The following is a 26,282-nucleotide window of genomic DNA, read 5'->3' as shown; positions in this document are numbered from 1 at the left end:
TATAATTCATGAAAGGTTGGATGGGAAAACTTAGGGCTTTGTTTTTGTTAGGCTTGGTAGCACTTATATTATCCGGCTGTGGCAGAGAAAACTTAACAGCCCTTGTACCGAAGGGGTATGGATCAGAAAGTTCGATGAAGCTGATCATTTTAACAACGGTTATCATGAGTGCTGTATTTGTAATTGTAATGATAGTTTATGTAATTGTATTGCTTCGTTTTCGTAAAAAGAAAGGGCAAGAAAATTTTATACCGAAGCAAGTGGAAGGTCATAAAGGACTAGAAGCGGTTTGGACAATTATTCCAATCATTTTAGTTATTATAATGGCAGTACCTACCACACTCATTTCTTTTGATTTGGCAAAGACAAATGATCAAAAGGATAGCATTAATATTGATATTACTGGAAATCAGTATTGGTGGCATTTCGACTACAAAGGGGAAGAAATACAAACGAGTCAGGATTTGTATATACCAGTAGGTAAGAAAGTATACTTAAACATGCTGTCCTCAGATGTTACGCACTCTTTTTGGGTACCTTCTATTTCAGGTAAAATGGATGTGAATCCGGATAATACAAATACCATGTATATCCAAGCCTATGAAGAAGGTGTTTATTGGGGTAAGTGTGCAGAGCTTTGCGGACCTTCGCATTCCTTAATGGATTTTAAAGTGATTGTTGTTAGTGAAGAAGAGTATGAACAATGGATAGCAGATATGAAAAGTGTAGATCCAAAAGCAAAGCCGGAAAATTCAGTTGCACAAGAAGGGCAAGAGCTTTTTGAAGCGAATAATTGTATGGCTTGTCATGCAATCGGCTCATCGCCAATTGCTACTGGTCCGAATTTAACTGATTTTGGTAATCGGACAAAGCTTGCTGGATACGTAGAGCCAACAAAAGAAAACTTAGTAGAGTGGATTGTTAATCCTGAAAAGATTAAGCCTGGTAACTTGATGACGGGTAAATATCCTGCTGTGAATAAAGAAGAAGCTGAAAAAATTGCAGAATATTTATTGCAACTAAAACCAAGTGAAATTGGTCCAGAAAGTGCAGGAAAATAGAGAGAATGTATTTAATAAATGGGATGAAAGAGAAAAAAGGAGGTTTAACCTGTGAGTATAGCAGCTACTCAGAAACAGGGCTTCGGCGCTGTAATATGGGATTATTTAACCACTGTCGACCATAAGAAAATTGCACATTTATACACATTTGGTGGTGGATTTTTCTTCATACTCGGTGGAATAGAAGCTTTAATCATACGGATTCAATTAATAAAGCCAGAAAATGACTTTGTCAGTGCAGGATTTTACAATGAAGTTATTACGATGCACGGAACGACAATGATATTTTTGGCAGCAATGCCTTTGTTATTGGGATTGATGAACGCCGCGGTCCCGTTACAAATTGGAGCAAGAGATGTGGCTTTTCCGTTTTTAAATTCTTTAGGTTTTTGGTTATTTATGTTTGGAGGTATTTTACTTAATTGTAGTTGGTTTTTAGGCGGTGCACCAGACGCAGGGTGGACATCGTATGCACCATTATCGACGACTTCTCCTGGACATGGTGTTGACTTTTATGTAATGGGACTGCAAATTGCCGGGGCAGGTACATTAATAGGTGGTATTAATTTTCTCGTTACGATCATTAATATGCGTGCTCCTGGTATGACTTATATGCGAATGCCTTTATTTACATGGGCTACATTTGTAACGAGTATTCTAATTTTGTTTGCATTTCCAGCATTAACGATTGGACTATTTTTGTTAATGTTTGATCGTATGTTTGATTCTGCATTCTTTGATGTTACTTTAGGTGGAAACACAATTATTTGGCAGCATCTATTCTGGATATTTGGTCATCCAGAAGTTTATATTTTGATATTGCCTGTATTTGGTTTGTTTAGTGACATTTTCTCAACTTTTTCTAAAAAGCGTTTATTCGGTTATACAGCAATGGTTTTCGCAACGATGCTAATTGCATTTTTAGGATTTATGGTATGGGCGCACCACATGTTTACTGTTGGTCTAGGGCCAGTAGCAAATACCATTTTCTCTATTGCAACGATGGCAATTGCTGTTCCAACTGGAATTAAGATATTTAACTGGCTTGCTACGATGTGGGGAGGAAGCATTACGATCAATTCAGCAATGCTTTGGAGTCTTGGTTTTATTCCTTCCTTTACTGTCGGTGGGATGACAGGGGTAATGGTTGCGACTGTAGCAGCGGATTACCAGTACCATGATACGTATTTTGTTATTGCACACTTCCACTATGTTATTGTTGGAGGAACCGTATTTGGTATCTTCGCTGGATTCCATTACTGGTGGCCGAAAATGTTTGGTCGTATTCTAAATGAAACGATGGGTAAAATTGCGTTCTGGACATTCTTTATTGGATTCCATCTAACGTTCTTTATTCAACATTTTCTCGGTTTAATGGGAATGCCGCGTCGTTACTGGGTGTTCTTAGAGGATCAAAATTTAGATCTTGGAAACTTTATTAGTACCATTGGAGCATTCTTCATGGCAATTGGAGTAATCGTCTTCTTTATTAATGCGATATATAGTCAAGTTAAAGGCGAAAAGGCACCAGCTGATCCATGGGATGGTCGTACATTAGAATGGTCCATTCCTTCACCACCGCCATATTATAACTTTAAGCAATTACCGTTAACACGTGGCTTAGATCCATTATGGGTGGAAAAAACAGAAGGAAATGGGAAAATGACACCGGCTGAGCCTTTAGGTGAGATTCATATGCCGAATAATTCATTTATTCCATTTGTAATGTCCCTTGGTTTATTTATTGCCGGATTTGGTTTTATTTATCAAACAGATAACAATGCATGGTTTATTGCTTTATTTGGTGGAATGGCAATTGCACTTGGTGCGATGATTGTACGTTCTGTGAAGGATGATCTTGGGTATCATATCTCAAAAGAAGAACTGGAAAGGGAGGCTGATGAATGATGAGTAACGATCACATTTTAAATCCAGAAACAATGCCGCAATCGCCAGAAAAGGCGACCCTTGAAGGTAAAAATAAATTTTTAGGCTTGTGGTTCTTCCTAGGAGGAGAAACGGTATTATTTGCTAGTTTATTTGGAACATACCTTTCCTTGAAAAATTCAACAGCAGGTGGTCCAACCTCAGAAGAACTTTTCGGATTAGAACTTGTATTTATTATGACAATCATGTTATTAACAAGTTCACTAACAAGTGTGTATGCAATGTACCATATGAAAAACAATGATTTTAAAAAGATGCAATTATGGCTAGGAATTACGGGCTTACTCGGAATTGGCTTTCTAGCAATGGAAATATATGAGTTTGCGCATTATATTACAGAATACGGCTTTACATTCCGTTCTTCTGCGTTTGGTTCTGCTTTTTATACATTAGTAGGTTTCCATGGAGGGCACGTTACATTTGGTATCCTTTGGTTAATTACACTAATGATTCGTAATGCAAAAAGAGGCTTAAACTTATATAATGCACCTAAATTCAATACATTTAGCTTGTATTGGCACTTTATTGATGTTGTATGGGTATTCGTATTCACAGTTGTTTATTTAATGGGAAAGGTGGGTTAAAGGATGGAAAACACCAATACCAATAAAATAACAGAGTATCAGAAGCAACGGAACAAGGAAGAAATGAAAAAACAGCTCATTTCGTTTGCGTTAATGATTGTCGTTACGCTTATCGCCTTTACAATCGTAGCAACGGGTGTCATGGAAAAAATGTTCGCTATTCCTGTTTTGTTAATTCTAGCTCTCATTCAAGTCGCCTTTCAATATTATTATTTCATGCATATGAAGGATAAGGGACATGAAATGCCATCCATTATGATTTATGGGGGAGCATGGGCTGCCATATTAACGATCGCAGGTCTTGCTGTCATTACTTGGTGGTAAAAATAAAAAGATCGGGACACTCCCGATCTTTTTATTTTGCAAGCAGGAAGAATAAACCTTCTTTGTATAATCTTTCATTTGTTCGGTTTTTGTCACATTCAAAAGATGAATAAATAAGTAGTGTACGTTATAATAAGCGGTAGCATCCGTTTAAACTGGAGATGAATAACTATGTGGTTGGAGTTACAGATATTTGGATTTCGTGCGTTATGGAGTCCTTACTTTTTACTATTTGTACTTTGTTTAGCTTTGATTTATTTTTTAGTAACCGGTCCGTATCGTCATAAGTTTGGAGGCGAAGAAAAGCCTACTCCAAAACAAAAGATAGCCTTTTATACGGGCATGTTTCTTCTTTATGTCGTGAAGGGTTCGCCAATTGATTTACTTACGCACATTATGCTATCAGCCCATATGGCGCAAATGGCGCTTTTTTATCTGCTGTTTCCAATCTTAATGATAAAAGGGATTCCGATCTGGATTTGGAAGAAGGTAGTTTTTAAGCCAGTCATCTTCCCTTTGTTACGATTTTTGTCTAAACCGTTAATATCCATCCTTCTTTTTAATGCGTTATTTTCGTTATACCATATACCAGCAGTATTTAATTTCGCAAAGTCATCACAGGTGGCACATACATCGATCTCGCTTGTTTTGCTATTTGCTGCTTTTATCATGTGGTTCCCGATACTAACAACGCTTAAGGAATTTAATGTAATGACGCCATTGATGAAAATATTTTATATTTTTGGGAATGGGGTGCTTATTACTCCTGCATGTGTATTAATCATTTTTGCAGATGTTCCTTTATTTGCAGCGTATAGCTCTGGAGGAGCATGGATTCAAGCAATGAGTCTTTGTGTGCCAGGAGATGTGCTGCAAAATTTACAAACTGAAATTTCGGGTCCAGAGATGTTTTCTCCGATGAATATCATGGAGGATCAGCAGCTTGGTGGAATCATTATGAAAATAATGCAAGAGATTACGTATGGTGTTGTTTTAGCGAGAATCTTTTTCGGTTGGTTTACAAAGGAAAGTTTAAAGGTCGATCCTGTACCAGAGAATACGACTGTCCAGAATTTACAATAATCTGTTTTACTAACTATTACATTTCACAATATATAGAGAAAGGGATTGGTTTAGATGCCAATTTTACCAACAATTAGTACTTTTTTTATTTTACTTAGCGCAATCTTAGTTGCTATTGGGTGGATATTAATTGTACGAGGTAAGAAAGCTGCACATAAAAAAACAATGCTCGCAGCAGCTATAAGTGCACTTTTGTTTTTAACGATTTATGTATCAAGAACAGTTTTTATTGGTAATACAAGCTTTGGGGGACCTGAGGATTTAAAAATTTATTACACGATTTTTTTAATTTTTCATATTGCTTTAGCTACGACTGGAGCTGTGTTTGGGATTGTTACGATTACATTAGCAATGAAACGAAAAATATCGAAGCACAGAAAGCTCGGACCGATTACGAGTATCATTTGGTTCTTTAGCGCACTTACTGGAATTATGGTATATTTATTGCTTTATGTATTTTATAAGGGTGGAGAAACAACGAGCATGATTAAAGCAATTTTAGGTTTTTAAGAAGAATGGACCACTGAATCTGTTAACGAAGTGGTGGGGAGATCTGTATAAATAAAAGAAACGATCCGTAAAGTTTTAGATGACTTTCGAATCGTTTCTTTTATTTTACACTACGTATTAAATTTTAATGTTCCATTTAATGATTCCTGCTTCTTTCGCTGAATGGAATGCGATTACCAATAGTGGTCCAAGAATAAAACCTAATATACCGAGTAACTTCAACCCTAGAAACATAGCAATTAACGTAGCGAGTGGAGATAACCCGATATGTTTTCCCATTACCTTTGGTTCGACAACTCTGCGAATGGCTAAAAGAATAATTGCCAAGATGGCTAGTTGTACACCCATCGCTGTATCCCCTGATAAAAACATGAATAGAGACCACGGACCTAACACAATAATCGAACCAATAATCGGAATCAGATCAATGATCCAGATGAATATTGACATAATGATAGCAATGTCAGGAGCGATTAAGAATAACCCGACTAATGAAACAATAAAAATAATAATACTGACGAGAAATTGTGCTTTGAGAAAACCAAGAATGACATTTGATAGTCTAGCATTCATAAATGAAACCTTTTCTGCAGTTTCATGTGTTAACATTTCATAGGTTTTTGATTTTAAAATTGGTAACTCAAGCATGAATAAGAATAACGCGATTAAATAGACAAGAAAGCTAATTAAGTACTGTGGTACCTTTGCGAATAGCTGAGCAATGTAATCGATCGTAAATTTTTCCTTCGCAGTAGAGCTTAAGGAAGTTAAATTACTTTCAAGGCTATCTGTAATTTGATCTACGAATTCCTTTGGAAGATTTTTCGCATATTGCTGGAAGCTATCTTCCCAATCACGGTAAATTTGATTTAATTGATTAAAATGCTCGGGTACATCTTCGACAAAGTTAACAACCTGTGTGACTGCTTTTGTAACGATCAATGTACCAGTAATACCAACCAATATAAGAAATAGCAAAAAGACGATAATAACGGCATTTTTTCGGCTAATTTTAATATGGGTCTGGATAGATCGGATCACCGGATTCAGGATAAGTGCCGTAATAAAAGCAATAATTAACGGTACTGAAATAGGTAAAATAAAATAACCTAATAAAATGAGTAAGACAGTTAAAAAAATAAGCGTCCATTGACGTTTTGTTATATTACGCAACAAGATGAACCAATGTCTCCTTTCAAAAACCCATTATTCTCAATTTACATCTATAAAAAATATAGCATTTATATGATGTTTTGAACAGAATTAGTTTATTTGCGATATAAAAAGGGTCGGATTCCTCAAAGAGAGGGATCGACCCTAAATTTAATGAATCAAAAGCTAAAAATCGTACACCTTGAAGTTAGGATTCTTTGATGAAGTAAAATCAGTTGGTAATTTAAAGTTAGTTATTTTTTAATTCAGTTAGTTCTTCTTTAACCTTTATAATAAGATTTTTTGCTCGTTCAACTAAATTTTCTGGAAAGTTTTCTTCTTCTCCATATTCTACGCCATGTGGATAATAATGCTTACCGAGAAGCGGCGTCATAAGCTTAATGACTGCATTTCCTCGATCAACATCTCCTTCAACGGCATAGCCCTGAATTCGAACATAATATGTAATGTTTTTTTCATTTGACCCAATTTTATAGTCATAGGTTACTCGCTCATAATCCCATTGTCCGGCTCGGATAAACGCATGTTTCCCCATAACATGGTCCAATGGCTTTACATCAACAAGCATGTCTTCCACTTCTAAGTTTTCTAGTCTCATTTTAACCCCACCTCACAAATTTTCCTCTCAAAACTATAATAGTATGAAATGGAAGAAGTTGCAATCATAAAAGGGGTCTTATATGGGTAGCTAGCTTTAGATGAAAAGTATACAATGAAAAGGATAGCTTCGCTTAATATAGTAAGTAAATAAGCAGTTGCTATTCTTACAGTTAAAAACTATGATGCATAGAATTACGTTCTAGTTCATATAGTTACATTACTATATTCTAATTAAAGGGTGAAACATATGCGCTTATTACGCCGTCTATTACTCGTTTTATTACTCATCGGAGCTCTATTTTATGTTGCTGACAAGTATGTGGTGGATTCTAATAGCCTTCACAAGATTAGTCAGGTAATAAAGGAAAAGAAGAATGTCATTCAGACCAAAACCGCTCCAGAAAAACAGCTGCTTAGTGATAGGTATGGAGGAGACTTATTTCAGTGGATCGGTAAAACGACGAAAGAATTAGAGGGAAAGTTAGGTACGCCAATTAGAAAGGACTTAAGCTCCTACGGGTATACATGGTGGGTTTATACCGATCAAAAAGAACAGTATATTCAATTTGGAATATTAAATGATAAAATTCAAACCGTCTTTGGTACGGGGAGCAAGCTATCGATTGACCCGCTTGTTATTGGTCAATCCTATGAGGAAGTAAACGAGGTATTTCCTTTTTCAGAGGAAATAACCTATAAAAAAGGAATCTCTTCATACACATTCCGATTAAATAACGATGATATGAAGAAGCGTCCATTAGCAAAGATAACGAATGATCTATTCATCCAATGCTATTTTGATACCTTTACAGACAAGCTTTCTTCGGTTCGTATTCTTTCTGGTGATTTATTATTACAACATCGACCATATGAGCTTCAATATCGTGGAGAGCTACCAGAGCAGCCTTCCTTATCGGATGATGAATGGTTACAGGTAGAGCATGGAATGGAGCAGCAAATATTTGATATTACGAATGTGATGCGACACAGTAATCAAAAATCGTCATTGAAATGGGAAGAGAAAGTAAGCGAGGTTGCTTTTTTACACAGTAAGGATATGTCTGTAAATAATTATTTTTCACATTATGCTCAAAATGGAGATGGATTAAAAGAAAGGTTGGCTGCAAAGGAAGTCTTTTACTTTTCGGCAGGTGAAAATATTGCAGCCCAATATCCAGATGCAGCAGCAGCGATGGAAGGATGGTTAAATAGCAAGGGGCATCGTGAAGCATTATTGAATGATGGATATACGCACTTAGGTGTCGGAGTGTATCGACTGTATTACACACAAAATTTTTTAGCAAAGCCTTAGTGGAGAAGAAATAAATATAAAAACGATTGAATCCAATCTAGATAGATTGGATTCAATCGTTTTATTTTAAAATACCTAACCGGGCACATTCCAACCTGTCATGCATAAATTATTTAATAGGTAGTGCATATCGCACTAAAAATCGAAGGAAGTAACGGCCTTCATAGACCCATTGATTAATTTAAATGGAATGATGGGGTGATATAGATGGATGAAAAAAAGCTACATCCAACTGTAAGAGAATTTAAGGAGTTTATTAATAAGCATCCTAAACTAATTGAAGAAATAAGGAAGAAGAGGAGGGGGTGGCAGGAATATTATGAAAAATGGGTGTTGCTAGGTGAAGATGATTCATTTTGGGAACAGTATCAGGATGAGGAAAATACAAAAAAGTCAACGGAGAAAAAAAAGGAGCTTTTTAAACAAATAAAAAAATTGACAGAAAATGTGGATGTAAATAAGGTGCAAAGCCAAGCAAAACAATTAAACTCTACAATAGCTACGTTACAGGAATTACTTGGACAGTTTCAAAGCACGAATAAAAATCCTCCCCCACTACAAAACCAGCGCATTAATAACTGGCAAAGGGATTGAATCTTAAATGGATAAACGTGTAACAACCTTTTTGCAAACTCGACCAGACCTTCAGCAGTTTATACGAAGTAATCCAATATGGTATCGTTTTTTAGCTCGGGATCCAAATCAATTAGCGGAACTAGAAAAAGAGGCAAAGGTTTTCTATGGGAAAACGATGCCACAGCGGTTAGAAAAAGCGAATGATCGCGTACAGTTACTTGGAATGCTCTTGCAATTTGCAGAAACGATGAAAGCCTAGTGTTAAATCATTTTCATAGACTAAATTAAATGATACTATAATAGTGGAGGTGGTAAGGTAGTGATCGCAACACTTGAATTTGTAGATGTTCTAGACCGTGCAGAGCAATTAGGAAAAATGGTAATGCAGTCGGAAGAAATGAAGGCTTACAAAAACGCACGTCGTGATATGGACGGTGACATAGAGACACAAAAGCTGATTACGGCTTTTAACAATATAAAGGGTGATTATGAGGATATCCAACGATTTGGGCGCTATCATCCAGATTATAATGAAATAATGAAAAAGGTAAGAGCTGCAAAACGAGCAGTGGATATGAATGACAAAGTTGCAGCATTTAAAGTGACAGAAAGAAATTTACAAAGATTATTAGATGAACTTAGTCAAATCATTGCCTTAGGTGTTAGTGAACAAATTAAAGTTCCAATCGATGGAGCAGCATTAACCGATAGTGGCTGTGGCTGTGGAAGTGGTGGAGGCTGTGGCTGTCAAGCTTCATAGTGAATTCAAATGCAAATAACTTATTGGATTGCTGTAAGATGCTCTTTTTGTTAAAATATGTTCAAAAGGATATAAGTGAGGATTACCATGAGAATGAATCGTCAAGGACTTGTCGTTTGGTTTCAGCATATGAAAAACATTAGACAATTAAAAAAATACGGTCATTTATTGTATGCGTCAAAGCGATTAAAGTATGCTGTTATTTATGTTGACCAGGATGAGCTAGAAAACGTGGAAACGAAAATATTAAAACATTCTTTTGTATCGCGTATCGATCGATCGTATAAACCATTTGTAAATACGATGTTTGAAAATGCAAAGCCAGATAAAGCAAAGCAATATGATTACAAAATGGGTATTTAAGCCTGCAGGATAGAAGCTTCTATCCGCAGGCTTTTTTAATTTTAAACAAAGAAAAAACCTGCAGAAACAATTTCTGCAGGTCCCTTTGTTTTCTTGTTGAAAACAAAAAGGCAAAGGGAGAGGAGAAACCGGAGGAGAACTTATGGGGAAGTGTAAGTCTCTTCTCCGTTTGAAACAACTAAGCTACGCAAGAGTCGTTTCGTTATTCTAGTATGATCAAATCGGTATTTTTTTATACATTTTTTCTTTATAATCAGGATATAAAATGAAAAATAGAGAAAAAACACTATTTGAAACTGCAATTTCTTTTTCTTTATGTTAGGATTAATTCGGATAAATGTTCTGTTTAAGGGTGATAAAATGCGAGTAGTAGCAGGAGTACATAAAGGAAGACAATTAAAAGCAGTTCCTGGAAAAGCAACGAGACCAACAACAGATAAAGTGAAAGAAGCAGTATTTCAGATAATGGGGCCTTTTTTTACAGGAGGAAGTTGTCTTGATTTGTTTGCCGGAAGTGGTTCATTAGGAATAGAAGCGTTGAGTAGAGGTATGGAGACCGCAATCTTTGTAGACAAGCAATCAAAAGCAATTCAAACTATAAAAGAGAATGTAAGAACACTAGGTTTACGTGATTATGTTGAAATATATCGAACAGATGCATATCGAGCCATTTATGCAGCTGCAAAAAGGAATCTACAATTTTCATTAATTCTACTTGATCCACCATATGGAAAATTAAATTATAAAGAATTTATTGAAAAAATACTCGAGTTAGAGCTATTAAAGGAAGATGGCTACATATATTGCGAGCATGATGCAAGCGAACGACTGCCGCATACGATTGCAGGGCTTGTGTGCATGAAAGAATACGATTATGGTGGAACAATTGGTGTGACCATCTATAAAAAAACAACGATTGTAGGAGGCAGTTATAATGAGTAGATTGGCAATATGTCCAGGAAGCTTTGATCCGATTACATATGGTCACTTAGATATTATTGAACGTGGAGCACGTATTTTTGATAATGTCATTGTAGCAGTATTTAATAATCAAGCAAAGTTTCCGTTGTTTACAGTTGAGGAAAGAATTCAATTAATCAAAGAATCTACAAAGCATCTTCCCAATGTATCAGTGGATGCAAGTGATGGTTTGTTAATCGACTATGCGGAAAAAATAAACGCACAGGTTATTCTTCGTGGATTACGAGCTGTGAGTGATTTTGAATATGAAATGCAAATCACTTCGATGAATAGAAAACTAAATAATGATATCGAAACATTGTTCATGATGACGAATAACCAATACTCATTTTTAAGCTCAAGTATTGTGAAAGAAGTAGCGAAATATGGTGCAGGCGTAGCTGACCTTGTTCCAAAACCAGTAGAAAAAGCATTGGCAAAAAAATTTAAAGATGTACCTATATCTGACTAAAGATAAAGATAAAGATGTTGCTAAATTAGCAGCATCTTTTTTACTTTATCATTAATCATCGATTATGAGACGCTCGTTGAAGTAATAGAATGGCACTAATACCGAGGAATAGTATTGTAATTGCTGGACCAAAATCCTGAATGAATTGCATCGTAGCACTCCAATGATTTTCGAAAACCATTTGGAAAGCCGGAACCGGATTAGATTGAAAAAATGCAGGTCGCTCAGTATATAATGGACGATACAATAGTACGGTTAACAGTGCAGCGATGAATCCGTGTAGTATTCTTCCAAAAAAATAAGGTAAAAATCGTATGTCCGTTTTAGCAAGGATGCTTGCAACTTGAGCTTGAATGGAAAGTCCATTAAATCCTAGAATAAAGCTAATAATAATGATGCTTGCTAGTAATGGCGCCTCCGTTGTATTGGAAATCATATTGGCACCAATCGTTATTTCAAACAGGCCTGAAATGAATGGTAACGTCAGTTCTCCTGGAATAGAAAAGAGCGATAAGATAGATTCGAAAAAAGTAGCAATCATTGGCGTAATTTTTACTAAATATAAAATTTTAGTAAGCACAGAAAACAAAATGATGAAGCCGCCGACCATTACTAATGTTTTAATGGAACTAAGCACTGCATCTCCTAATATTTCTCCAAATGGCCTCGGATCATGGATTCTCGTTTCGTGCATCGCTCGAAATGCTCTGAAAAAGGATACCTTTTCTTTTTGATTGTTTGTCGGTCTTTCCTGTGAACGACCGTAAAAGCGCATAAGGATACCGACAATCGCGTTACCAACATAATGGCAGGTGGCAATTAATAATCCGAGCTTCGGATCATAGAAAAAACCTACTGATACCGCACCAAATATAAATAATGGGCTAGAAGCGTTTGAGAATGCAACAAGACGTTCTGCTTCTATCCGTGTTAATTGCTTTTCTTCACGTAATCGAACAGTAATCTTAGCCCCAGTTGGATAGCCACTTGCCATTCCCATAATCCACGCAAAGCTTCCAGTGCCCGGAACATTAAAAAGAGGACGCATGATTGGTTCGAACAATACACCGAGAAATTTTACTACTCCAAAGCTTAATAAAAGCTCAGCAGTAATAAAAAATGGAAGCAGAGAAGGAAATACAATACCCCACCACATGTCAAGTCCATGTAGGCTGGCGTCGAATGCATCTTTGGGGAAAGTAACTAACGAGATTGCAATGAATATTGTAAAGCCAGATAATAGGATCGTTTTCATTAATTGCCTCATTGACTTCCTCCTAATTGGTGGTGTTGGTTCCTGTACTTCTCTTTTTGAACGTAGTAAAATAATAATGCTATCATGATGTTGTTTTAGCTAATATGTTATGGACAACCAAGGTTCTTTTATCAATATACGCATGTACCGTATCGGTTTATGCCATTCACTTTTTTAAAGATACATATCAAGAAGCTTCGTGAGCATGATCCGCGAAATATAGTAATAGATGAGAGCAAGAATTTGGAAGGGGTTAATCAATGAAATTCACAAAAAGGCAACTCGTAACACTCGTATTAATGTCAGCACTTGTACTATTTTTATCAATGTATAAATTACCGTTTTACATATATAAGCCTGGGGGTGCAGATGCACTTAATCCAATTGTAGAAGTAGAAGGTGGACATAAAAGTAAAGGCGATATGCACCTTGTAACTGTTCGAGGTGGTCAAGCGACACCAATGCAATTTATATTGGCAAAATTGTTACCACATCAAGAAGTGCTACCACTTCATGAGGTTCGGCCTGAAGGGGTATCTGAGGAGGCTTACTTTCAAGCGCAATTACAAATGATGGAAAGCTCACAGGAAGCGTCAACTGTTGTAGCATATAAAGCAGCTAATGAACAAATAAAAATAGAATATAATGGTGTCTATGTTGTTTCTGTTGTAGAAGGAATGCCCGCGGATGGGCAGTTAAAATCAGGTGATCGGATAATTGGTATTGATTCCAAAAAAATAACCGAAGCGAAAGACCTCATCGATTTTGTAGATGGCAAACAAGCTGGTGATTCTGTTCAGTTAAAAATAGTACGTGATGATAAAGAATTGACAAAAGAAGTTACGTTGGAGACCTTCCAAGATGATGAAGAAAAGGTTGGGTTGGGTATTCAGCTTGTTACTGATCGAAGTGTTGAGGTCAACCCTAACATTACCTTTGCTAGTGGAAGTATTGGCGGCCCTAGTGCAGGATTGATGTTTTCTTTAGAAATTTATGATCAATTAGTAGAAGAGGATATAACGAAGGGGTATCAGATTGCTGGAACGGGTGAAATCGACTATGATGGCCGTGTCTATCGAATTGGTGGTATTGATAAAAAAGTCATTGCTGCTGATAAAGAAGGTTGTGATATCTTTTTTGCTCCAAATGAAGGTGGAGCAGCAAACTCGAATTATGAAATTGCGATTGATACAGTAAATGAAATTGATTCAGATATGAAAATCGTTCCAGTAGATAGCTTTCAGGATGCTATTGATTATTTAGAAACGATTGATACGAAAAAATGAATTATCGAAAGTAATAAAAAAGCTACCTCATAAACGAAAAAGAGCTCGATTATCTTTTTTTGATAATCGAGCTTAATAACGTACTAAGCTTGTATTGGGGCTGATAGCTCTTTGCGAAACAATTCCTGTTTTTGTGCCGAAGAAAGAATACTATAATAAGCATGGGTAGCTCTTTCTTCGATTTGTAACATCGGATGCATGCTTCGTGAAAGCTTTGTCACAATAGGCACATCCATCTGTTTCTTTTTAATATTTAAATAGTGTTGTCCAGATGGACTCATCCCTAACAGCCTTACATATGGAATACTTTCCATTAGGTTTAAAGAGGCTATTTCCGCTTTTTTTGTATTCGTTAAAATATGTACGAAGATACGTTGAATGCGCGTCCAAGTATACCGTTTTGACTTAATTAACTGCACCCATTCATGGAAGCTTGAAGCCTTTTTAGCTGTTTTATAGATCCGATATTCTAGTCCTTCGATGACACCTTCGATTAAGGCAAGTTCTTTACTCCCCATAGTAAGCACGCGATATTGAAGAAAAGGAAAATAGGCCTCCCATTGATGCCACTGTGAAGCCTTATCCTTATAAGCTTGTAAAACCTCAAAGGTTGGAGAAGGCATAGTTTGAGCTAAATCGTTTAACTGGGACTGCTTAACTAGAAGCTCACTTCGAATACTCGTAGCACTTGCAATCGTGTCAGAGATATCAACATCATGGTAGTTGTTTTTAATTCTTTTTATTGTTACTGGCTTGATTGGTAAATGCTGTTCAAGTATTTCTTTTACATAGCTAAAACCAAGTATATTATTTGGCTTGGAAAGGTCAAAATCCTTAGTAAGTCCAATATGCTCATAGGCAATTTTACTAGCTTCAGGGAAAGATAGTCCTTTATTTAGGTTTTCGTGTAACAATGCTTTATATGTATTTAACTTATTTTTGAGGAGCTGATAGCTTGTCAAAAAATCGTGAATATCTCCAGATTCACTGCCAAAACAAACGGAGTCAACACCAATTTTTGATAATGTTTGAATCGATCCTTTGGCAAAAAGCTCACTGCTTTGTACAGAAAATGCGTAAGGCAATTCTAAAACTATATCGATGCCGCTTTTTAATGCAGCTTGTACACGATGGAATTTATCGATGATTGCCGGCTCTCCACGTTGGAGAAAAGAGCCACTCATAACAGCAATCATGATATCAGCATCAGTCGTTTTTTTTGCTTGTTGCAAATGATATAAATGCCCATTGTGAAAAGGATTGTATTCAACAACTAGTCCACATGCTCGCATAGTCCCATCTCCAAATATAAATTGATGGTTATAATTGTACCAAAGATTGTTGCTCGTTGCATCGCCTTCATCTTGCGCATGATTAATGCAATGCTAGAAGGGAATACTATTCGAAATGATAAATTTTTGCTTCTGTAAAGAGAATGATATTGACAAATACCGATTTTCATTTTAAAATTACTTTTGTTGCCTTGAGGTGAAGGAAATGAAATTTACATTAGGACAAATTAAAAAAAATGCACATTCAAAACCATTTTCCTTTGATGGAGAAGTAGATGTGTCTGAACTAGAAACGATGAATAATGACATTCGTCTTATTAAACCAGTTCATGTTTATGGTGATTGCACCATGAGCGGAGATCAGTTTATTTTTTCGTTTACGATTCAAGGAGAAATGGTATTACCATGTGCACGTACATTAGTCGATGTACCATATCCATTCGAAATAAAAACACAGGAAATTTTTTCTGCTTCACCATATTTAGAAAATGAAGATGAAGCAAATGAAATTCATCCGGTGAATGGAGAAGTGCTTGACTTAACTCCATTTATAAAGGAAAATATTCTATTGGAGATTCCTTTTCGTGTTTTTTCCGATGAAGCAAATACTGAGAACAATATCCCTAATAAAGGGAATGGATGGGAAGTACTTTCTGAGGAAATAAGTGAAAAGAAAATAGACCCTCGCTTGCAAAAGCTAGAGTCCTTATTAAAAGATAGTAAGCAAAAATAGTAAGATGCTTTTCATTTGAAGGAGGTGTAAGTCATGGCAGTACCGAAGCGAAGAACTTCTAAAAAGGTTAAAAATCAACGTCGTACGCATAAAAAGCTACATGTACCTGGCATGGTAGAATGTTCAAATTGTGGTGAGTTAACAAAGCCACACCATGTATGTAAATCATGTGGACATTACGATGGAAAAGAAGTAGTTAATAGCTAATGAACGTATAAAACAGATCACTATTTGAAGTGATCTGTTTTTTGTTTATAGAAAAAGAGATTCTTACATTGATTCTCTCGGTTTCGTAGTCATTGGACAGTAATCGCTATTCGGGCTATGATAAATATGATATTTTGTACGGAGCATGCTGAGAAAGGAATTGATGAAGGTGGCAGGCAATGTAACATTAGCGTTCGAAGCGGCAGGCTATGGAGTTATCACATTACATAGACCAGAAAAACATAATGCTATTTCGAAAAAAATGACACAGGACTTGAACGATTGTTTAGAAAAAGCGAAGCAAAAACCGTTAAATTTTTTAGTTTTGACGGGATTCGGAGATAAGATGTTTTGTTCTGGTGGAGATTTATATGATTTACACGGGGATTTATCTCCTGATGAAGCATTTTCGATCTTGTATCCAATGAAAGAGGTATTATATAAAATTGTAGCTTTTCCAGTTCCAGTTATCTGCTTGTTGAATGGCAATGCGCTTGGAGGTGGTTGCGAAATAGCCACTGCATGTGATATTCGAATCGCAAAAGAATCTACTACATTTGGATTTGTACAAAGTACATTAGGCATTGTTCCTGGATGGGGTGGGGGGGTCTTGCTCTATGAAAAGGTGCATCATACATTCGCATTTCAATGGTTATTAGAAGGAGCTATCTATTCAGCATCCTATTTAATGGAAAAGGGATGGATACAACAAGTAGTTGATAAATCTCAATGGTCTGATCCTAATGTTTTCCTTCAACCCTATATTTTAAAATCAGTTGATCAAATGAAACTATTGAAAGCGCAGTATAAGAAAAAACTATCCGCTCTAGCATTAAACGCTGAAATGAATGCAGAGGTTCGAAGCTGTGCAACGTTATGGGATAGTCCAGAGCATAAGCAAGCAGTCCACCGGTTTATGCATCGTAAATAGTACTTGATAGTGACTTTTTATATCGTTTTATGAAACAGTTATTCTATCATTCCTATTTTTTGCATACATTGTAAGCAAACATGTAAGGAGTGATGGTATGAATGTGACACGGCAGGATGCATGGACAGAAGAGGAAGATATGATACTTGCTGAAACAGTACTTCGCTATATTCGTGATGGGAAGACTCAACTGGAAGCTTTTAAAGAAGTAGCAGAAAGGCTATCTCGAACGGCGGCTGCCTGTGGCTTTCGTTGGAATGCAACCATTCGAAAGCAATATGAAGATGCGATACAGCGTGCAAAAGAAGAGCGGAAGCGCGGGGGGACATATAGTGCAGAAGCTGTGAAAGATGATGTAGAAAAAGATACGATAGATTCCGCGATATTATTGTTGGAGAAAATGCGATCAGGGTTTGCAATGGAGTTTAGCTCCAACAAGAAAAAACAAAAGCAGGCGGAGCTGTTAGAGGAAGAAAATAGAAGGTTAAAAGAACAACTCCTTCGATATGAGAATGCATGGCAAGAAATGGGGAAATTATGGAGCTGGGTAAACGATAAAGCACTTAAATAGCCTTACACGCTGAAATCATACTATACTTGGTTGCCGAAATGAAATAAAAGAGGCGTTGGCCTCTTTTATTACGTTATTCGACTCCTTTTTCGCTAACCCCTTGTGGTAACCAAATTAATGGGTTTTCTCCTAAATCACGCTGCATATCATAATGCGCTTTCTGAAATCCCATCTTTTCCCAAAAGCCATGTGAGTTAACCCTTGGATTCGTCTTAATTGGAAGTTCAAAGCTTTTTGCAAAATCAACTAATACCTTTCCATACCCTTTATTACGGTAGTGTGGGATTACCTCTAGCTTCCACAGTTCTAAATAATCATGTGCTGGTTCAAAATAAGCATCATATTTCTTATCTACTTTATATAAGCTCATTCGTGCAATTAACGTATCTCCATAATAAATTCCATAAAAAGGCGATTCACTGTTGTTCTCAACAATATTCGATTCTAGATCCTCTAGCATGGACAATTCCTGATGTCCGTATTCCTTAAATCGTTTAAACTCCTCTAATGTTTTGTAGTTGATTAAGAGACGCTCCACCTTGATCGTGTCCAATGTAACTTCCCCCTTCGTTGAAAATTGTTTTTGTTTTTACCCCTTTTATATTATTATAGTATAAAAAAATATAGAAAGAAATGACAGGGTAGCAAATGTGGTGAAACATTTCCTTTTTCCCTGACTGAATATTACAATGGAGAGGCGTATAACCATGAAAATAGGAGTAATCGGCGGTGGCTCGATCGGTTTGTTAATTACAGGATTTCTAAACAATCTGCATGAGGTTACATTGTATGTACGAAGATTAGAGCAAAAGAACGACCTGATGCGCTTTGGATTAAAAAAAGCTAATTCTACGCAATCGCAGTATATTACTGTAAAGCTACTCGAAGAATTAGAGGAAGTAGATTATTTGTTTTTATGTGTGAAGCAATACCATTTGCCTAACGTTTTGTTAAGTATCCGACAGCATGTAAATCGTTCAACGCCTCTTATTTTTTTGCAAAACGGGATGGGGCATGTGAAATTGTTAGAATCGCTTGAATATCCTACAATTGTTGGGATTGTAGAGCATGGAGCTCTCAAACACAATGATTATACGTACCAGCACACAGGCCATGGATGTATTCGGTTAGCGACATATAAAGGAATCGATATAGAAAAATTAGCGAATGTCAAAAGGCAGCTTGAACAGTCAGATTTTCCAATTATAGTTGAAAACCGATGGGAACAGATGCTAGTAGAGAAATTAATGATAAATGTAGTAATTAATCCTTTAACTGCTTTGTTTCACGTTACGAATGGCCAGCTGAATGAGAATCCTTACCTTCATGCGATTGCCAAGGAAATTTGTAATGAGGCAGCTATGGTTTTAGGCGTTGATTTTTCAACGCATTGGCATCGGGTGCAACAAATCGCAGAAAAGACAAAAAATAATTATTCCTCCATGCTTACAGATATAATTGCGGGGAGACGTACAGAGATTTCTTCCATCACAGGATATATAATGGAAAGAGCAGAAAAGGCAATTCCGAATATAGCTTTTATTCATGATGCCGTGCTTGCGATGGAATGGAACAGGGGGAAACAAAATAAATGATCGATATGATGGCATATTTCATTGCGATTTTCGTAACCGTACCACCAATTACAACTTTTTTAATTTATCGATTGCTCCGTCTTAAATCGAATTATTCACGCAAAGCATTTTTTAAGGCAGTGAATTGGACGACATTATTATACATAATTGCAGTATTTATTATTTTGAATAATTTGTTTGATCAATTTTTTATTGGTATTTTTCTACTTGTACTATTAATATTATTTACGGTTATCATTATCGTTCAATGGAAAACAAAAATAGAAATAAATTATCAAGCAGCATTTAAAGTGCTTTGGCGAAGCTGCTTTTTGCTTTTCTCATTTTTATATTTCGTATTAATATGCTATGGAATTTTAGGGAAGATCTTTGTTTAACGAATTCAGGAAGCCTCTTTGGCGGATACGATAAAAGTATACCTTCCATTGGGTCGATTAAACTCCTAAACAGAATACATGAAAAGAAAGGTAAACTTATGTAAAATACATAATGGAAGTATTTATCCTACATAAAACTGACAACCCCAAATTGAGGGGACGTCGAGGAATGATTTATTAAAGTTTTACTTTATTAAAATAAAAGGAGTAAGTTATTTATGCATATAGACCCTATTCAATTGAATGGTCAGAACAAACTAATTCGAGATTACAGAAACAATGATGATGCAATTATGTCTTATTTTGATTATGCATTTTCACTAACAGATTTAAATAATAGGGTCCGTGATTTAAACAACCGTCAATTTAAACGTGAACAACTATCTGAATGCTTACTATCAATGAATAAAGCATGGGATGCTTCAAATAAAACAATTACGAACATCCATCGTTTAAAGGATGAAAATAGTGTCGTTATAATCGGTGGACAACAAGCTGGAATATTAACGGGGCCAATGTATACGATTAATAAAATAATTTCTATCCTGTACCATGCAAAGGAACAAGAAAAATCACTTGGAATACCGGTTATACCTGTGTTCTGGATTGCTGGGGAAGATCATGATTTCGATGAAATTAATCATGTATATTTACCAGGAAAGAAAGAAATGCAAAAACATAAGCTTCTTCAAAAAGTGATGTACAAATATCCGGTTTCTGATATTAAATTGGATAAACCCGTAGTGGAAGAATGGTTGTATCAAATATGTTCGCAGTTAAAGGAGACAGCTTATACGAACGATCTTTATCAGTCATTACAGAACTGTTTATTCCTTTCAGAAACGTATGTCGACTTTTTTGCTAGGATCATTCATCTGCTTTTCGCTGAAGAAGGTCTCGTTTTAGTTGATTCAGGAAATGAAGCGCTTCGTAAATTAGAAAGCGACTATTTTGTCCGGATGCTGGAGAAACAATCAGAGATTAGTTCAGGTGTTTATGAGACGATACGTCGTATCAAGGAAAAGGATTATCCAGTTTCTTTAGATTGTAATGAAAGGGATGCACATCTATTCTACCATTATAACAATGAGAGAATTTTATTGACTCGAGATCAAAATGGAGATTGGCTTGGAAAGCAAGACGAAGTAAAGCTTACTACTGAAGAAATATTACATATCGCAGAAAATTATCCTGAACAATTAAGTAACAATGTAGTAACACGGCCAGTAATGCAAGAACTCTTGTTTCCATCATTAGCTTTTATAGGTGGACCAGGAGAAATTGCATATTGGTCTGTCTTGAAGCCTGCATTTCATGCACTAGATATGAAGATGCCGCCAGTGCTGCCGCGATTGTCGTTTACGTATATTGATCGTCATATCGAAAAAATAGCACACAAATATAACATTTCGATTGAATCTGCAGTGAATGGTGGAATAGATCAGGTGAGGGCGGATTGGCTAGCAAGCCAGCATAACCCACAGGTTCATGCTGTTGTAGCGCAATTAAAACAAACATTAACAGAAGCACACAAGCCACTTCGCGAAATCGCAAAGAATCTTCGCGCAGATCTTGGAGAAATAGGAGAAAGAAACCTTTCCCATTTACATTCTGAAATTGCGTATTTTGAAAAACGAATTTTGCAAGCAATCGAGGAAAAATGTTCGAAAGAGCTAGAGGAATTTGACTTGCTACAAAAAGCACTTCATCCTGCTGGCGGACTTCAGGAAAGAATATGGAATCCGTTGCCGTTCATTAACGAGCATGGTGCATCATTTATTAGCCAATTATTAGATCAATCTTTTAGGATGGATGAGGACCATTATATTGTTTATTTATAATTTCCCCCACCATTCTCCACTTTTTTAATTATCATGATTTTGTTTCTGTTTATTCATACTAAATAATTGATCTGAATCTAGCATAAACCTTGTTTCAACAAGGTTTATGCTTTTTTTGCTTGATCATTTTTTAGAGGATAAGACGAGTGGTTTTTGATCATATCGAATACCAATAAAGCTTGTTTTTCTAAAAAAATATGCTTTTTTTAGAAAAAAAGTGGTGAAATGTGGGGTGTTGTGGTAATATGAAAATATGAAAGTGGGGCGGACTCTATGTTTATGGGAGAATACCAACATAGCATTGATACAAAGGGAAGAATAATTGTTCCCTCCAAGTTCCGTGATGGACTTGGAGATAGCTTTGTTGTGACCCGTGGACTAGATAAATGCTTGTTCGCCTATCCAATGCAAGAATGGAAGGCACTAGAAGACAAGTTAAAGCAGCTTCCATTAACAAAAAAAGATGCTAGAGCCTTCACTCGTTTTTTCTTTTCAGGCGCAGTAGAATGTGATGTTGATAAACAGGGAAGAATAAATATCCCGCAACCACTTCGAAAATATGCAGTTCTAGATAAGGATTGCATAGTCATTGGCGTATCTAACCGGATCGAATTCTGGGCGAAAGAGAACTGGGAGGATTATTTCAATGAATCAGAAGAGTCATTTGCGGAAATCGCCGAAAACCTAATGGATTTTGATATTTAGGAACATAAAGGTAGCGGTGGAATTTATAAAGAAGGTGAACCCATGTTTGAACATTATACCGTGTTAAAAAAGGAAGCCATTGAAGGGCTATCCATTAAGCCAAATGGTACATATATAGATTGTACAGTTGGTGGTGGAGGGCATTCAGAAGAAATAGCTTCTCGCTTAAATGAGAATGGATTGCTTATTGCATTTGATCAGGATCAAGATGCTTTAAAAGCAGCGAAAGAAAGATTAAAGCTCTATCAGGATCGAATATTATTTATACACAGTAACTTTAGTCAACTAACAGAACAATTAACCAAGCATGAGATAACTCATGTGGATGGCATATTATTTGATTTAGGGGTCTCTTCTCCTCAGTTAGACAGAGAGGATCGAGGGTTCAGTTATCAGCATGATGCACCGCTTGATATGCGGATGAATAGAGAACAAGATTTAACTGCATGGGATGTCGTTAATCATTGGGAATATAACGATTTAGTAGCAATTTTCTTTACATATGGCGAAGAAAAGTTTTCAAAGCAAATTGCGAGAAAAATTGAAGCATATCGTGAAAAACAACCCATCGATACAACGCACCAATTAGTAGATATCATTAAGGATGGAATTCCTGCACCCGCAAGGAGAAAGGGTGGACATCCAGCAAAACGAATTTTTCAAGCAATTCGCATAGCTGTAAACAATGAATTGCAAGTGTTTAATGATGCACTTCATCAAGCGGCGAAACTTGTTTCTGTGGATGGTCGTATCGTTGTGATTACCTTCCATTCATTAGAAGACAGACTATGTAAGCAAGCTTTTAAAAAATGGAGTACAAGAAAAGAAACGCCACGGAACTTACCGGTTATTCCAAAAGAAAATGAAGCACCATTTAAATTAGTGACTAGAAAACCAATCGTGGCAGAAGATAACGAACTTGATGAAAACCGTAGATCAAGATCAGCAAAACTAAGAATCGTGGAAAAAACAAAAGCGTGGAACGATGACTTTACTTATGAAGAAGGGTGGAAAAAATAATGGCAGCAAATCACGCAAGAAGCTGGGAACAATCTTATACTGTCCAGACGCCGCAACAGGATAAACAAAAAGTCATAATTCGTAAAGCGGGATGGATTACAAAGGGTGAAAAGATTTTGTATTCTGTGGTAGCAATCATCCTTGTTGTTGCTGCAACATTGGTTGTTTCTTTTTCTTCTTCAACGGACGCATTAAATAGAGAGTTGCAATCATTAGAAAAAACCGTTCAAACGCAACAGCTTAGCAATGAACACTTGCAATATGAAGTAAAAGAGTTAAGTGAGCCTGAACGAATTATTAAAATCGCAAAGGAAAATGGCTTGAAAATACAAAATGCTACTGTAAAACAAGCGGCTTCATTCCATAATTGATCGGGTGAAGGAAAATGAAAAAAAATAAAACAACGCATATGATGGCCGGTATCCTTATTGTTTGTTTTGTTGGTTTGTTTTTACTTTTAACTGGTCGTTTTTTGTACATTCAAGTAACTGGTGTAGTGGATAACGTATCATTAAAGGATTGGGCCAAGGAAAAAAGAACAGCCTCTTATTCGATCGAAGCGGAACGAGGAAAAATATATGATAGTAGCGGAATGCTACTGGCTTATGATCGACCAACTTTTCGACTTTATGCTATCGTCGATAAAGCCTATTCTAAAAATTTAAAGGAGCCTAAGCATGTCGAAGATCCGGAGAAAACTGCGGAAATGCTGGCTCCTTTATTAAATATGGACAAAACGTACATCGTAAAACAAATAAAAGATGGAATTGAAAAAGGTCGAACACAGGTGGAATTCGGTGCGAAGGGGAAACAACTTTCGCAAAAAAAGAAAGAAGAGATTGAAGCATTAAAGCTGCCTGGCATTAATTTTACGGAGGAAGCGATCCGATATTATCCGAATGGGAAATTTGCATCACATATCATTGGATTTGCACAAGAATCAGAAAAGAAAACGGACACAGGAGTGGAACAAAATATAACCGGTGTCACTGGGATTGAAAAAGAAATGAATGATTTATTAGCCGGAAAGGATGGCTATATTTCATTCGAGCGTGATCGGTTTAATAAGAAACTGCTTGATCCCAATGAAAAAATAAAGAAACCACATGATGGTGATGATATATACTTAACAATTGATCAAAAAATACAAACATTGCTAGAGGATGTAATGAGTCAGGTAGAGGATAAATATGAGCCAGAACGGCTAACGGCGATTGTTATGAATCCTAAAACTGGTGAAATTCTCGCAATGAGCAACCGGCCGAGCTATGATCCAAATAACCCAGCAGACGTAAAGAACTGGTACGATGATGCGATATCCACCCCGATAGAGCCAGGTTCTACAATGAAAATATTTACATGGGCTTCTGCTATCGAAGAAGGAGTCTACAACGGAGCGGATTTATATAAATCAGGAAAGTACAAGATTAATAAGCAAATTAGGGCAATCCCAGATCATAACTATGGAAAGGGATGGGGAACCATATCTTATGATGAAGGGTTCCAACGTTCCTCCAACGTTGCTGCTGCTAAACTTGCTTGGGAAAAGCTTGGTCCTGAGAAGTACCTAGAGTATTTAAAAGCATTTGATTTCGATAAAGAAACGAACATTGATTTACCGGGTGAAGTTAAAGGGAAGATTCTTTATAATTGGCCACTTGAAAAAGCTACTACAGCTTTTGGGCAAGGAAGTACGATCACACCAATCCAGCAAATGAAGGCTGCAACAGCCATTGCAAATAACGGAAAAATGATGCAGCCATTTGTTTTAAAGAAAATTGTTGATGCAAACAACGGTACAATTATTGAAGAAAGCAAGCCTAAGGTGGTAGGGGAGCCGATATCTCCAGAAACCTCGAAGCAAATGTTAAACTTGATGGAATCTGTTGTAAACGGAAAGTATGGTACAGGTAAAATGTACGCATTGGATGATTATTCCGTTGTTGGAAAAACAGGAACAGCACAAATTCCTGATCCAGAAACAGGTGGATATATGAGTGGAGTAGAAAATAACCTCTATTCTTTTCTTGGAATGGCTCCAAAGGATGATCCACAATTAATGATGTATGTATCGATTAAACAACCAAAATTGTTCTTTGAAGAAGGCTATGAGCATGGAGCTACGCCAACATCATTTATTTTTAAAAATGTGATGCAAAACGGGCTACATTATATGGACATTAAGCCAGATAAAAGTGAGAACAATAAAACGCAGAAAGTTAAGGTTCCAGATCTGGTAGGAGAATCTGTGACTAAAGTAAAACAGGTATTAGCAGAAAAAGATATTCATGTTACTGTAATAGGTTCTGGAGATACGATAACTCGTGCTAACGTGGCAGTGGGTGATGATATTCTCCCGGGCAAACGTGTGCTTTTGTTGACAGAAAATCCTAGCATGCCATCGGTTATTGGCTGGTCGATGCGAGATGTACTTCAGCTGGCGCAATTAACCGAATTAAAGCTTGAAACAATTGGCAATGGATATGTTGTGAAGCAAAGCATTCAACAAGGGAAACCAATAAAAGAAAATGCATACCTTGGCGTGGAATTGAAGCCACCAAATAAGCTGAAACTAGAAAAAAACACGGAAGAAAAAGAAGCGCAACAAAGTGATGGTGACATAGAATAAAAATAGTGGAGCTGCTTGCAGCTAGTACTCCATATATGTGAATTATTTTCTCAGAAAAACAGTGTTCTAATCTATATTCTATCTCATATAGTTGATACAAGCATACCTATGAAAA

Annotated in this window: 30 protein-coding genes; 25 read left to right on the top strand and 5 right to left on the bottom strand. The window is 36.5% G+C overall.

Annotated elements, in window-relative coordinates:
* Nucleotides 1-8: 8 nt before the first annotated feature.
* The 6 genes from coxB to SPK86_RS00280 all read left to right on the top strand — a co-directional run bounded on the left by coxB (nt 9) and on the right by SPK86_RS00280 (nt 5,509).
* Nucleotides 9-1,061, top strand: a complete 1,053-nt coding sequence (gene coxB / locus SPK86_RS00305) for a cytochrome c oxidase subunit II (RefSeq protein WP_284140932.1) — start codon at nt 9-11, stop codon at nt 1,059-1,061.
* Between the two features lie 51 nt (nt 1,062-1,112).
* Nucleotides 1,113-2,969 carry a cytochrome c oxidase subunit I gene (gene ctaD / locus SPK86_RS00300; RefSeq protein WP_284140931.1) on the top strand — a complete coding sequence of 619 codons (1,857 nt, stop codon included), beginning with the start codon at nt 1,113-1,115 and terminating at the stop codon, nt 2,967-2,969.
* Nucleotides 2,969-3,592 carry a cytochrome c oxidase subunit 3 gene (locus tag SPK86_RS00295; protein WP_284140981.1) on the top strand — a complete coding sequence of 208 codons (624 nt, stop codon included), beginning with the start codon at nt 2,969-2,971 and terminating at the stop codon, nt 3,590-3,592. The genes ctaD and SPK86_RS00295 overlap by 1 nt, the downstream gene beginning before the upstream one ends.
* A 3-nt stretch (nt 3,593-3,595) precedes the next feature.
* Nucleotides 3,596-3,916, top strand: coding sequence for a cytochrome c oxidase subunit IVB (gene ctaF, locus SPK86_RS00290; protein WP_284140930.1), 321 nt, complete (start codon nt 3,596-3,598; stop codon nt 3,914-3,916).
* Nucleotides 3,917-4,087: 171 nt separating this feature from the next.
* Nucleotides 4,088-4,999, top strand: a complete 912-nt coding sequence (gene ctaG / locus SPK86_RS00285) for a cytochrome c oxidase assembly factor CtaG (protein ID WP_284140929.1) — start codon at nt 4,088-4,090, stop codon at nt 4,997-4,999.
* 54 nt (nt 5,000-5,053) lie between these two features.
* Nucleotides 5,054-5,509 carry a DUF420 domain-containing protein gene (locus tag SPK86_RS00280; protein WP_330948439.1) on the top strand — a complete coding sequence of 152 codons (456 nt, stop codon included), beginning with the start codon at nt 5,054-5,056 and terminating at the stop codon, nt 5,507-5,509.
* 117 nt (nt 5,510-5,626) lie between these two features.
* Here the strand turns inward: SPK86_RS00280 and ytvI are convergent, their stop codons facing one another.
* On the bottom strand, nt 5,627-6,685 hold the full coding sequence (ytvI, locus tag SPK86_RS00275; RefSeq protein WP_284140927.1) for a sporulation integral membrane protein YtvI: 1,059 nt from the start codon (nt 6,683-6,685) through the stop codon (nt 5,627-5,629).
* A 226-nt stretch (nt 6,686-6,911) separates the two neighbouring features.
* Nucleotides 6,912-7,280, bottom strand: coding sequence for a YugN family protein (locus SPK86_RS00270; protein ID WP_284140926.1), 369 nt, complete (start codon nt 7,278-7,280; stop codon nt 6,912-6,914).
* A gap of 249 nt (nt 7,281-7,529) precedes the next feature.
* On the opposite strand from SPK86_RS00270, the gene SPK86_RS00265 reads away from it, so the two are divergent.
* The 7 genes from SPK86_RS00265 to coaD all read left to right on the top strand — a co-directional run bounded on the left by SPK86_RS00265 (nt 7,530) and on the right by coaD (nt 11,725).
* The gene (locus SPK86_RS00265; RefSeq protein WP_330948438.1) at nt 7,530-8,594 is read left to right on the top strand and encodes a CAP domain-containing protein; all 1,065 of its coding nucleotides are present in this window, start codon (nt 7,530-7,532) and stop codon (nt 8,592-8,594) included.
* A 207-nt stretch (nt 8,595-8,801) separates the two neighbouring features.
* A complete protein-coding gene (gene ylbD, locus SPK86_RS00260) occupies nt 8,802-9,188 on the top strand; it encodes a spore coat protein YlbD (RefSeq protein ID WP_330948437.1) in 387 nt (128 codons plus the stop codon).
* Between the two features lie 7 nt (nt 9,189-9,195).
* Nucleotides 9,196-9,429, top strand: coding sequence for a YlbE-like family protein (locus SPK86_RS00255; protein WP_330948436.1), 234 nt, complete (start codon nt 9,196-9,198; stop codon nt 9,427-9,429).
* Between the two features lie 60 nt (nt 9,430-9,489).
* Nucleotides 9,490-9,930 carry a YlbF family regulator gene (locus SPK86_RS00250; protein WP_284140922.1) on the top strand — a complete coding sequence of 147 codons (441 nt, stop codon included), beginning with the start codon at nt 9,490-9,492 and terminating at the stop codon, nt 9,928-9,930.
* Nucleotides 9,931-10,017: 87 nt separating this feature from the next.
* Nucleotides 10,018-10,293, top strand: a complete 276-nt coding sequence (locus SPK86_RS00245) for a YlbG family protein (RefSeq protein ID WP_284140921.1) — start codon at nt 10,018-10,020, stop codon at nt 10,291-10,293.
* Between the two features lie 360 nt (nt 10,294-10,653).
* Entirely contained in the window at nt 10,654-11,235 is a 582-nt protein-coding gene (gene rsmD / locus SPK86_RS00240; protein ID WP_330948435.1) for a 16S rRNA (guanine(966)-N(2))-methyltransferase RsmD, read from the top strand.
* Complete coding sequence (coaD, locus tag SPK86_RS00235; RefSeq protein WP_284140919.1) at nt 11,228-11,725, top strand: pantetheine-phosphate adenylyltransferase; 498 nt, start codon at nt 11,228-11,230, stop codon at nt 11,723-11,725. Before rsmD ends, coaD begins: the two co-directional genes overlap by 8 nt.
* A 55-nt stretch (nt 11,726-11,780) precedes the next feature.
* Here coaD and ylbJ read toward each other — a convergent pair whose 3' ends face one another.
* The gene (gene ylbJ, locus SPK86_RS00230; RefSeq protein WP_284140918.1) at nt 11,781-12,992 is read right to left on the bottom strand and encodes a sporulation integral membrane protein YlbJ; all 1,212 of its coding nucleotides are present in this window, start codon (nt 12,990-12,992) and stop codon (nt 11,781-11,783) included.
* A 248-nt stretch (nt 12,993-13,240) separates the two neighbouring features.
* On the opposite strand from ylbJ, the gene SPK86_RS00225 reads away from it, so the two are divergent.
* Nucleotides 13,241-14,266 carry a SepM family pheromone-processing serine protease gene (locus tag SPK86_RS00225; RefSeq protein ID WP_284140917.1) on the top strand — a complete coding sequence of 342 codons (1,026 nt, stop codon included), beginning with the start codon at nt 13,241-13,243 and terminating at the stop codon, nt 14,264-14,266.
* Nucleotides 14,267-14,349: 83 nt separating this feature from the next.
* Here the strand turns inward: SPK86_RS00225 and SPK86_RS00220 are convergent, their stop codons facing one another.
* Nucleotides 14,350-15,558: a nucleotidyltransferase gene (locus SPK86_RS00220; protein ID WP_330948434.1), complete on the bottom strand. Its 1,209-nt coding sequence runs from the start codon at nt 15,556-15,558 to the stop codon at nt 14,350-14,352.
* 205 nt (nt 15,559-15,763) lie between these two features.
* On the opposite strand from SPK86_RS00220, the gene SPK86_RS00215 reads away from it, so the two are divergent.
* The 4 genes from SPK86_RS00215 (at nt 15,764) to SPK86_RS00200 (ending at nt 18,000) form a co-directional block, all read left to right on the top strand.
* Nucleotides 15,764-16,291, top strand: coding sequence for a YceD family protein (locus SPK86_RS00215; RefSeq protein ID WP_330948433.1), 528 nt, complete (start codon nt 15,764-15,766; stop codon nt 16,289-16,291).
* Between the two features lie 33 nt (nt 16,292-16,324).
* Complete coding sequence (rpmF, locus tag SPK86_RS00210) at nt 16,325-16,498, top strand: 50S ribosomal protein L32 (protein WP_284140914.1); 174 nt, start codon at nt 16,325-16,327, stop codon at nt 16,496-16,498.
* A gap of 169 nt (nt 16,499-16,667) precedes the next feature.
* Nucleotides 16,668-17,429, top strand: a complete 762-nt coding sequence (locus SPK86_RS00205) for an enoyl-CoA hydratase/isomerase family protein (RefSeq protein WP_330948432.1) — start codon at nt 16,668-16,670, stop codon at nt 17,427-17,429.
* Nucleotides 17,430-17,526: 97 nt separating this feature from the next.
* Nucleotides 17,527-18,000 (top strand): RsfA family transcriptional regulator, encoded by a 474-nt coding sequence (locus tag SPK86_RS00200; RefSeq protein WP_284140912.1) that lies wholly within the window; start codon nt 17,527-17,529, stop codon nt 17,998-18,000.
* Nucleotides 18,001-18,073: 73 nt separating this feature from the next.
* On the opposite strand, the gene SPK86_RS00195 is transcribed toward SPK86_RS00200, so the two are convergent.
* Nucleotides 18,074-18,553 carry an N-acetyltransferase gene (locus SPK86_RS00195; protein WP_284140911.1) on the bottom strand — a complete coding sequence of 160 codons (480 nt, stop codon included), beginning with the start codon at nt 18,551-18,553 and terminating at the stop codon, nt 18,074-18,076.
* Between the two features lie 154 nt (nt 18,554-18,707).
* On the opposite strand from SPK86_RS00195, the gene SPK86_RS00190 reads away from it, so the two are divergent.
* From SPK86_RS00190 to SPK86_RS00160, 7 genes are all read left to right on the top strand, one after another.
* Nucleotides 18,708-19,595, top strand: coding sequence for a 2-dehydropantoate 2-reductase (locus SPK86_RS00190; RefSeq protein WP_330948431.1), 888 nt, complete (start codon nt 18,708-18,710; stop codon nt 19,593-19,595).
* Nucleotides 19,592-19,972: a DUF3397 domain-containing protein gene (locus SPK86_RS00185; RefSeq protein ID WP_330948430.1), complete on the top strand. Its 381-nt coding sequence runs from the start codon at nt 19,592-19,594 to the stop codon at nt 19,970-19,972. The genes SPK86_RS00190 and SPK86_RS00185 overlap by 4 nt, the downstream gene beginning before the upstream one ends.
* 218 nt (nt 19,973-20,190) lie before the next feature.
* A complete protein-coding gene (bshC, locus tag SPK86_RS00180; RefSeq protein WP_284140908.1) occupies nt 20,191-21,813 on the top strand; it encodes a bacillithiol biosynthesis cysteine-adding enzyme BshC in 1,623 nt (540 codons plus the stop codon).
* A gap of 273 nt (nt 21,814-22,086) precedes the next feature.
* Nucleotides 22,087-22,518, top strand: coding sequence for a division/cell wall cluster transcriptional repressor MraZ (mraZ, locus tag SPK86_RS00175; RefSeq protein ID WP_284140907.1), 432 nt, complete (start codon nt 22,087-22,089; stop codon nt 22,516-22,518).
* A gap of 42 nt (nt 22,519-22,560) precedes the next feature.
* Entirely contained in the window at nt 22,561-23,538 is a 978-nt protein-coding gene (gene rsmH, locus SPK86_RS00170) for a 16S rRNA (cytosine(1402)-N(4))-methyltransferase RsmH (RefSeq protein ID WP_284140906.1), read from the top strand.
* On the top strand, nt 23,538-23,909 hold the full coding sequence (gene ftsL, locus SPK86_RS00165) for a cell division protein FtsL (protein WP_284140905.1): 372 nt from the start codon (nt 23,538-23,540) through the stop codon (nt 23,907-23,909). Before rsmH ends, ftsL begins: the two co-directional genes overlap by 1 nt.
* A gap of 14 nt (nt 23,910-23,923) precedes the next feature.
* Entirely contained in the window at nt 23,924-26,167 is a 2,244-nt protein-coding gene (locus SPK86_RS00160) for a penicillin-binding protein (protein ID WP_330948429.1), read from the top strand.
* The last annotated feature ends 115 nt before the right edge of the window (nt 26,168-26,282 follow it).

This window comes from Virgibacillus sp. MG-45 (assembly GCF_036409425.1).
GTDB lineage: Bacteria > Bacillota > Bacilli > Bacillales > Amphibacillaceae > LDC-1.
The sequence above is the reverse complement of the archived record's forward strand: the minus strand, read 5'-3'. Positions and strand labels throughout refer to the sequence as shown.